The organism is Actinoplanes sp. ATCC 53533 (genome assembly GCF_003947245.1).
The window spans coordinates 1-8,713 of the sequence record NZ_QHHV01000211.1 but is presented as its reverse complement, the minus strand read 5'-3'; the positions used below and the strand labels follow the sequence as shown (position 1 = coordinate 8,713).

At 65.6% G+C, this 8,713-nt stretch carries 6 protein-coding genes and 1 pseudogene; 3 read left to right on the top strand and 4 right to left on the bottom strand.

Translation table 11 applies throughout. The annotated features are described in order from the left end of the window. Positions 1-20 precede the first annotated feature (20 nt). Positions 21-4,565: an RHS repeat domain-containing protein gene (locus tag DMB66_RS48300; RefSeq protein ID WP_125810848.1), complete on the top strand. Its 4,545-nt coding sequence runs from the start codon at positions 21-23 to the stop codon at positions 4,563-4,565. Beyond that, on the top strand, positions 4,562-5,125 hold the full coding sequence (locus tag DMB66_RS48295) for a hypothetical protein (protein ID WP_125810847.1): 564 nt from the start codon (positions 4,562-4,564) through the stop codon (positions 5,123-5,125). The genes DMB66_RS48300 and DMB66_RS48295 overlap by 4 nt, the downstream gene beginning before the upstream one ends. 44 nt (positions 5,126-5,169) lie before the next feature. On the opposite strand, the gene DMB66_RS48290 is transcribed toward DMB66_RS48295, so the two are convergent. Next, positions 5,170-6,066: an IS3 family transposase gene (locus tag DMB66_RS48290; protein WP_158647601.1), complete on the bottom strand. Its 897-nt coding sequence runs from the start codon at positions 6,064-6,066 to the stop codon at positions 5,170-5,172. Beyond that, on the bottom strand, positions 6,063-6,266 hold the full coding sequence (locus tag DMB66_RS66290) for a hypothetical protein (RefSeq protein ID WP_125810845.1): 204 nt from the start codon (positions 6,264-6,266) through the stop codon (positions 6,063-6,065). The genes DMB66_RS48290 and DMB66_RS66290 overlap by 4 nt, the downstream gene beginning before the upstream one ends. Positions 6,267-6,394: 128 nt before the next feature. On the opposite strand from DMB66_RS66290, the gene DMB66_RS48280 reads away from it, so the two are divergent. Then, positions 6,395-6,982, top strand: a complete 588-nt coding sequence (locus DMB66_RS48280; protein ID WP_233625359.1) for an XRE family transcriptional regulator — start codon at positions 6,395-6,397, stop codon at positions 6,980-6,982. A 494-nt stretch (positions 6,983-7,476) separates the two neighbouring features. Here the strand turns inward: DMB66_RS48280 and DMB66_RS48275 are convergent, their stop codons facing one another. Together DMB66_RS48275 and DMB66_RS48270 are read right to left on the bottom strand one after the other, a co-directional pair. Beyond that, positions 7,477-7,716, bottom strand: a complete 240-nt coding sequence (locus DMB66_RS48275) for a hypothetical protein (protein ID WP_125810843.1) — start codon at positions 7,714-7,716, stop codon at positions 7,477-7,479. A gap of 734 nt (positions 7,717-8,450) precedes the next feature. After that, a pseudogene (locus DMB66_RS48270) lies at positions 8,451-8,713 on the bottom strand (transposase); the annotation flags it as partial.

Here is an 8,713-nt window from a genome sequence, read left to right as displayed (position 1 = left end):
CCGACGTCATGCCGAACCGGGTGGACACGCCCAACGGCCACTCGAGCCTGTTCCGCAGCCGCATCGAGACGATCACCACGGAGTCCGGCGCGCAGATCGGCGTCACCTACTCCAAGCCCGAGTGCGACGACATCACCTTGCCCAAGCCGTGGGCCAACACCAAGCGCTGCTTCCCGCAGTACTACGCCGCCGAGGGCGAAGACTCCAAGATCGACTGGTTCAACAAGTACGTCGTCAACCGCGTCGACGTCTACGACAACACCGGCGGCTTCGAGCACCAGCAGACCAATTACGACTACCTCGACAGCCCGGCATGGGCCTACGACAACTCGGAACTGGTCAAGCCGAAACGGCGCACCTGGGGACAGTTCCGCGGCTACGGCCGGGTGCAGGTCCGCACCGGGGTCGATCAGGAGGTGCAGTCCAGGACGGAGTACCGCTACTTCCGGGGCCTGGACGGCGACCCCCAGCCCGTCGGCGATGCGCTCCCGCCCAAGGGCACACCCCGCAACGTGCAGATCGAGGACTCGCTCGGCGGCAAGGTCACCGACCACGAGGCATTCACCGGCATGCTCCGCGAGCAGATCGACTACAACGGCACCAGCTGGGTCACTGGCACCCTGAACACACCGGTGGCGCAAGGTCCCACGGCGACATCCGGACCGTTGAACGCTTGGAAGACGCACCTGGAAACCGTCCGGAAACGCACCAAGCTGGCCAGCGGAACGACGCGGTGGACGAAGACCATCACCAAGGTCAACGACGACAACCTGGTCAGCGAGATCAACGACCTCGGTGACGAGGCCGACAACGGCGATGACCGGTGTACCCGCACCGAATACACCCGCAACGAGCCGGCCTTCATGCTCGACCGGGTCAAACGCAAAGTCATCGACGGAGCCGGCTGCGGCACGGCCACCAAACCCGAAAACGTGCTCAGCGACATCCGCACGTACTACGACAACGCCGACACCTACGGCGCGGCCCCGACCCGCGGCCTGCCGGTCCGCGTCGACCAAGTCGACCGCTTCGACGGCACCACCCCGGTCTTCGTCACCGCCAGCCGTACCGGATTTGACGCCACCGGCCGCGTGACCCGGCAGGAGGACGCGCTCAAGAACGTCACCACCACCGACTTCACCCCCGCCGTCGGGGGCCCGGTCACCCAGACGAAGACCACCAACGCCCTCGGCCAGACGGCCACGCAGACGTTCAACCCGGCTTTGGCCGTACCGGTCAAGGTCACCGACACCAACGGCCTGGTGACCGAGTCCAGCTATGACGGCAACGGCCGGCTGCTGAACGTGTGGGCGCCGGGCCGCGACCGTGCGACGTTCAAGACCGACCCCTCGGTCAGCTACACCTACACCGTGAGCAAGACCGCGCCCAGCTCGGTCGTCACCAAGAACCTGATGCCGTACGGCTCGAAGAACTACCGCACATCGATCGCCCTCTACGACGGCATGCTGCGCCTGCGCCAGACGCAGACGCAGACGCTCGCCGGCGGCCGGGCCGTGGTCGACACCGTCTACAACACGCGCGGCCTGGTCGACTGGGCCAGCAGCCCGTACTACGACATCGACAACTCCGCACCGAGCACCACCCTGGTGACCCCGGTCCGCCGTCCCGAGATCCCGGCACTGACCGCTAACGTCTACGACGGTGCGGGTCGGATCACCGACGCCATCTTCAAGATCAACGGTGATGAGGCGTGGCGCACCCACACCACCTACGCGGGAGAGAGGGTCAGCGTCACCCCGCCCAAGGGAGGCATCGCCACGACGTCGATCACCGACGCCCGCGGCAACCTCGCCGAGCTGCGCCAGTACAAGGACCCGGCGAAGGTCGGCAGCGACGACGCGGCGACCTTCGACAGCACCACCTACCGCTACACCAACCGCGACGAACTCAGCTCGGTCACCGGCCCGGGCAAGAACACCTGGAACTTCCGCTACGACCTGCGCGGCCACAAGATCTCCACGGAGGACCCCGACGCGGGCACATCCACCAGCGGCTATGACGCCGCCGGTCAACTGAGCTGGACCAGGGACGCGCGCGGTAAGGCGCTGTACTTCAAGTACGACGACCTCGGCCGCAAGACCGCCGAACGGCAGGGCGCCGAGGACGGCCGCCCCCTCGCTGAATGGACCTACGACACCCTTGCCAACGGCGACGGCAAGCCCACCAGCGCGACCCGCTACGAATACGACCAGGCCGGAAACGCCTCCACCTACGTCAGCGCCACCACCGGCTACGACGCCGCGGGCCGCCCGAAGGGCACCTCCGTGACCGTCCCGGCCACGGACAGCGGCCTGTGCGTGTCCGGTGAGGCCAACCCGTGCACCTTCACCCAGTCCGTCGGCTACCGGCCCAACGGCACCGTGGAGAAGGTCACCACCCCCGCCGTCGCGGGTCTGCCCGCCGAGACGGTCACGACGCTGTTCAACCCGATCGGTCTGCCGAACGGGCTCGTCGGTAAGCAGATCTACGCCCAGGAGATCGTCTACAACCAGTTCGACAAGCTGATCGCCCAGAACCTCGGCGTGCACGGCTCCCGCGTCGGACTGACCTACGGTTACGACGACGCAACCGGCCGCCAGACCAGGTTCAACGCGGTTCCTGAACTCAAGAAGGACGTCTACAACCTCGGCTACCGCTACGACGACGCCGGCACGATCACCGCGATCACCGACACCCCCGACGGCAGCCAGCCGGCCGAGACCCAATGCTTCCAGTACGACCACCTCAGGCGGCTGACCGAAGCCTGGTCGCAGGCCACCGACACCTGTCCGGCCGCGGTCACCCCGGCTGTCGTGGCGGGGCCGGCTCCCTACTGGCGGTCCTACACCTACGACACCTCCGGAAACCGCAAGTCCGAGGTCATCCACCAGGCGACCAACACCACCCGCACCTACACCTACCCGCCTTCCGGCGGCGGCGCGGGCAGCAAACCGCACGCGGTCACCTCGGTCGCCGCAACCGGCGGCAGCACGGCCACGCAGCAGTACGCCTACGACGCGACCGGCAACACGCTATGCCGCCCCACCGGCACCGCGGCCAACGTCTGCGCGGCGGACGGCAAAGCCGGCGCCGGAAGCCAGGCGCTGACCTGGAACGACCAGGGCAAAATCAGCACGAGCACCGACACCACCGGCACCACCAGCTACACCTATGACGCCGGCGGCGAACGACTCGTCCGTCGCGACCCCACCGGTGCCACCCTCTACCTGCCCGGCGGCCTCGAAATCCGCAAACCGAAGACTGGTGCCGCGGTAGGAACCCGCTACTACAGCCACGCCGGCTCCACCATCGCCGTGCGCACGCCGACCACTCTGACCTGGATGGTCAACGACCATCAGGGCACAGCGACGGCAACGGTTTCCAGCGATGCGAGCCTCACGGTCAACCGCCGGCGAACTGTACCGTTCGGTGAGGACCGCGGCACCAAACCCACAACATGGTCCGGCGACAAGGGCTTCGTCGGCGGCACCCGCGACAACACCGGCCTGACGCACCTCGGCGCCCGCGAATACGACCCGACACTGGGCCGATTCATCTCCATCGACCCCGTGATGGACCTGACCGACCCCCAGCAATGGTCCGCCTACAACTACTCCGCCGACAACCCCGTCACCATCAGCGACCCATCGGGCCTGTGCGGCATCTGGGGCAACGGTGACCCGTACTGCGGCGGCGGTGGGGGCACCAACACCGGCGGTGGCACCACCGGCGGGGGCAGCGGGGGCGACAACGGCGGCGGGAACACGGGCAACGGCGGAGGCAACGACGGAGGCAGCAGCGGCGGAAACAACGGTGCCGGCTCATCCAGCGGCAACGTCGCCCAAGCCGTACCCGTCGTCGAGCAGAAGGAAAAATGCGGCTGGTTCGCCCCGGTCTGCAACGGTTTCCAGCGCTCCATGGAATGGGTCCACGAAAACCAGGACACCCTCGGCCAGATCGCCATCGACCTCGCCGAGATGGAGCTGGGCCTCTTCGCCATGGAAGGCGGTGCTGCGCTCGCCCTGACCGGTGGTGTGGTCGAGATCGGATCCGTTGGAACCGCGACAGTCGTGGCCGTACCGGCCGCCGTCCTCGGCGTCACAGTGGCCGCCGGTGGAGGAGCGGCCTTCGGGCACGGCGCCAACAACCTGCGCAACCACATCGACGACCTGCACTGGAACAACCAAGCCTCGGGCTCGGCTGGCTCTGTCGATCCTGCAGCAATCCGTAGCACGAGGATCGAAAGCGGGAAAGTAGGTGGTCGGGGAGGTAAAGCTGATACGACTCAAGCAGGTCTAGAGTACGACAAGCATCAGCTGAAGCCGGGAGAGGTTACTGAGAAGCGCTTCTTGCCACGCGTCGGATCTAAGACCGAGGATCTAGATAAATCCGGTCAGGAACTGTTGGAAGATATCGTCTCCAACCCAAGGTCGAAGGAGGAAGATGTCACCGGAGGGGGGTTTCGTAATGGTGGAAAGCGTGTCGTTAGACCGGATGGCGCTGGCGCCGTGTTCGATGCGGATAACAACTTCAAATACTTTGGTAGCTTCAATTATCCTGGGTGATTTCTCTCGTGATACTTCTAAAGTCTAATTATAAAGAGATCGCGGCCGTCAGGGAGGCGCTGGTTGGTGAGCGTATCGAGTCGGTTACTTACCGGCAGACTGAGCACGGCGGTTTGCTTGGCATTCCTAGCGAAGCGTGCCACGAGGTTGACCTCGATGTAGTCCTAGGTATTCCCGATGGGGTAATGAGCTTCACCTGGGAAAGGGATGATTTGATAGAAGGTATATCGATATCTCGTGCTATGGGTGTTCCCTCAGTGGAAGGCGTCATCAATGTTGATGCCGGGCAATCTCCACAGGGAAACATGCTGCTCGGGCAGCGGATCTCTTCGGTAAATTTCGGCTGGCAGGTGAGCGAAGTCGATTGCCCCGAAAGCCTCTGGTCGATTAGGCTAGTTCTTGCTTCAGGGGCGAGCGTTGTCCTTGCGCTAGGCGAACTTGGCGGCGATTCACTGCCAACGTATTTTCCGGATTCACTTCTTGTTATTTTCGACGAACAGACGGCGCGTTCCTATACGCACCCAGGCGTCGATGGATCTGCCTGGGCGTCCGGCGCATGAGCTCTACCTTGACGGGGCTTGCCCCCGGATCTTGGACACGGGGTTTATGCGGCCGTGGCCAGCGTAGCCGATGTTGCCGTGGTGCGTTCGTAGGTGATCGGTGATTGTTGTCCGAGCCGGGAGTGGCGTCGGACGGTGTTGTAGCGGTGCAGCCAGCGGAAGCTGGTGAGCCGGGCCTCGCGTTCGTCGGTGAACGCGCGGCGGCCTTGCAGTGTTTCGCGTTTGAAGGTCGCGTTGAACGACTCCGCGAGAGCGTTGTCGGCCGAGCTGCCGACCTTGCTCATCGATTGCCGGACCCCGGCCTGGGCGCAGGCTTCGGCGAAGGCCCGGGACGTGTACTGGGCTCCGTGGTCGGTGTGCATGATCGCCCCGTCGAGGCTTCCGCGGGTCCGCTGCGCGGCGGTGAGGGCGTCGATGACCAAATCGGTACGCATGTGATCGGCGATCGCCCAGCCGGTCAGCCGGCGCGAGTGCAGGTCGATAACCGTTGCCAGGTAGAGGAATCCGCGTTCACCGACGGGCAGATAGGTGATGTCGCCGACGTAACGCTGGTTGATCGCTTTGGCGGTGAAGTCACGGCCGATCAGGTCCGGTGCCTTGCTCGCTGCGGGATCGGCGATGGTGGTCGTGACGCGGCGGCGCAGTCGCAGGCCCTGGATGCGGTAGCGGCGCATCACCCGGGCGACCCGCTTGTGGTTCACCGGCAGGCCGGTGTCCTGCAGCTCGGCGGTGACCCGCGGTGCGCCGTAGGTGCCTTCTGAGCCGGCGTGGACCTGCCGGATCTTCCCGGCGAGGGCTTGGTCGGCGGCGTCGCGGGCGGCCCGCTCGGGTGCGGTGGACGCCCAGTAGTAGTAACTCGACCGGGCAACCCCGATGATCTGGCACAACCGCTTCACGCCGTAGCGTGTGTGGTGGTCGGCGACGAACTGGAAGCGGTTCACCAGCGCGTCTGGTCGGCGAAATACCGGGCCGCCTTACGCAGAATGTCGCGTTCTTCCTCCAGCTTGCGGACCCGGCGGCGCAGGGCGGCGTTCTCGTCCTCGACCGAACCCGTGGCTGCCGTCGACGGCCTCACCGAGCCGGGTGCCGCGGCCCCGCGGCGCTGGTCGTCGACGCGGACCCAGCTGCGTGAACCGTCCACTCGCCCGCGCGCTCCGCGGAGCCGGGATCAACGCAGTCGATGTGGCTGCGCGCCTCGGCGTAGATCCAAAGACCGTCAACCGGTGGATCGCCGGTCGCACGCCCTATCCACAGCACCGTGCCGCGTTGGTGGAGTTGACCGGATGGTCTCCACGCGACCTGTGGCCCGACCTGGCGCGGCCTGCGGAACCGGCTATGCAGGCCGATGAGATCCGGATCGTCTATCCGCACCGCTCCGCGGTGCCCGCCGATGCTTGGACGCGGCTGTTCGCCCATGCCGAGAAGGAGATCGGCATCCTTGCCTACAGCGCGCTGTTCCTAGCCGAAGACCTCGCCGTGTCGATTCTCCTGCGGGAGAAGGCCAAGGCCGGCGTGCGGGTTCGCATCGCACTCGGCGAGCCGAACGGAGTGCATGTCACCGATCGGGGCAACGAGGAGCGCGTCGGCGACGGTATGGGTGCCCGCATCCGCACCGCCCTCGTCGGCTTCCGCCCCATCATCGAGGCCGGTGGCGAGCTGCGGCTTCACGACACGGTGCTCTACAACTCGATCTTCCGGACCGACGACCAACTGTTGGTCAACCCGCACATCTACGGACATCCGGCATCACATGCTCCGGTCTTTCATCTGAGGCAATGCGGCGTCGACGGCATGGCAGCCACGTACCTCGACGCGTTCGAGAGAGTCTGGGCGATCGGCCACGAGGTCAGCGGCTGAGCCGCCGGAACGGGCAGCCCCGGCCGCACGCTCTTCGCAGGACGCGCACGGCCGGGGCCTTGGGCGGCCGGTGTCCCAATGCCTTCGCGATCTAGATACCGGCCACTCCCTGAGACTGCCCATACGCGGGCCGGACCGGGACTACGTCTACGGAGGCGTCCCGTCACATCTCGGCGTCCCAAGATGTCATCAGCGGCCTTGATGCCGGGCACGGGCGATGCGGGAAGGTTATCGCCGCAGCCGTGATGAATTACTCGATGGATGCCGTTCCGGGAGGAACCGAATGCCCGCTATCCGTATTTGCGCATAGCGTTCCTCTTCCTCACAGCCGTCCGGCCACAACGGAATACCGTCGACAATGACCCACGGCCCGTCATTGAGGTACAAAATTCCGTGTACGTCGGTGATTCGTAAGGTCAAGGATCCTGCGCCAAAGCAGTAGTCGGCTTCGGATACGTGAATCACGTCTCCGGCGTAAAGCGGGGCGAGGCGGTTCACGACTGATCGCTTTGCCGTTCAGGCAGGGAGGCCACGGTGGCCTGCTCCGCCTGTTGCTCGACGAAGCCGAACAGTCGCTCAGACGCGAATCGCCAGTCTTCGCATCGGGAGACTCGGCAGACGAGGCACGCGCCGACGACTGGGTCGTCGCTGTGGATGTCGACCACCTGGCGGTAGTCGGAGGCGAGCCGGTCGGAGAGAGGCGCGTGCTGGCCCTCGGGCTGTCCAAAAGTCATCGAGCGTCCTCCGCGTGTTTGGCACCCCGGCCGCCCGGAGGCAAATGTCACGGACGGCCGGGGCCTTACGTGCGAGCGCCACATCGAGTGGCAACTCCGCAAGCAAGACTCACCGCACCACGAGGGGATCGGCACCGCATGAACTTGGACGTCTTCCGACTTCTATACGTCCCGATGCAGCCCAAGGGCGACTGTGCTCCGCGACCGGCGGGCGACGACGCCGAGTTGGTGCACGGCAACGGACTCGGGTGACCAGCAGCGGGAGAACGCCAACTCGCCGGCGCTGCGGTTGCGGCAGACCAGCAGCCAGTGATGCCTTGCATGCTGTTCGACTATTCGCGTTCTCGTGGGCCAAAGGTTGACGAGCCCACTGCTGCAGAACCGCGCGGATCGTGGTGGTCTCCCAGATCGGTTCTTCGTGACTGGGTACTTTGCTACGCGGCTACTCTGCGTGGTGCAGGAAGGAAAACATTCTGTGCATTTCATCCAGAGAATCGTAGCCTGAGCCTCGATCCACCGACGCAGTCGGTGTCGATCGCCGTTGATCATTTCTGTGTGGGGTGATCCGGCGGGCGTGTGGGAGTCGCCGATCTCGTGATCGGCTTGCCCTGGACGCGTTTGTTCGGGTGGAGCAGGGTTGTGGCCTGTGGCCGGGCCGCCTGGATTCTGCGGGTTCCGGCTGGTCAGCCGGGGGTGGCCTGGACGGCGGTGAACAGGTTGTCGAACGCCGTCTGCCAGGGCCAGTGCTCGGGGAGGTGCAGGTGGATGGTGCGGGCCCGATGCGCGATCCGGGCGGCGACGTTGATGATCCGGGTACGAATCGTCGCTGGCCGGGCGCCGGCTTGAGGGCCGGCGGCGAGGTGCCCGGCAGTGCGGGTGAGGTTATGGGCGATTGCGGCGCAGGTCAGCAGGCGTCGTTCGCGCTGAACCTCCCGGAGGGAAGATGCGCCAGGGGCCCGGCGGATCAAATCGGCGTTGACCTGCTCGATGACTGGCG

Coding starts and splice junctions, on each gene's coding strand:
- DMB66_RS48275 (WP_125810843.1), bottom strand. CDS start 7,716: ATGACTTTTGGACAGCCCGAGGGCCAGCACGCGCCTCTCTCCGACCGG.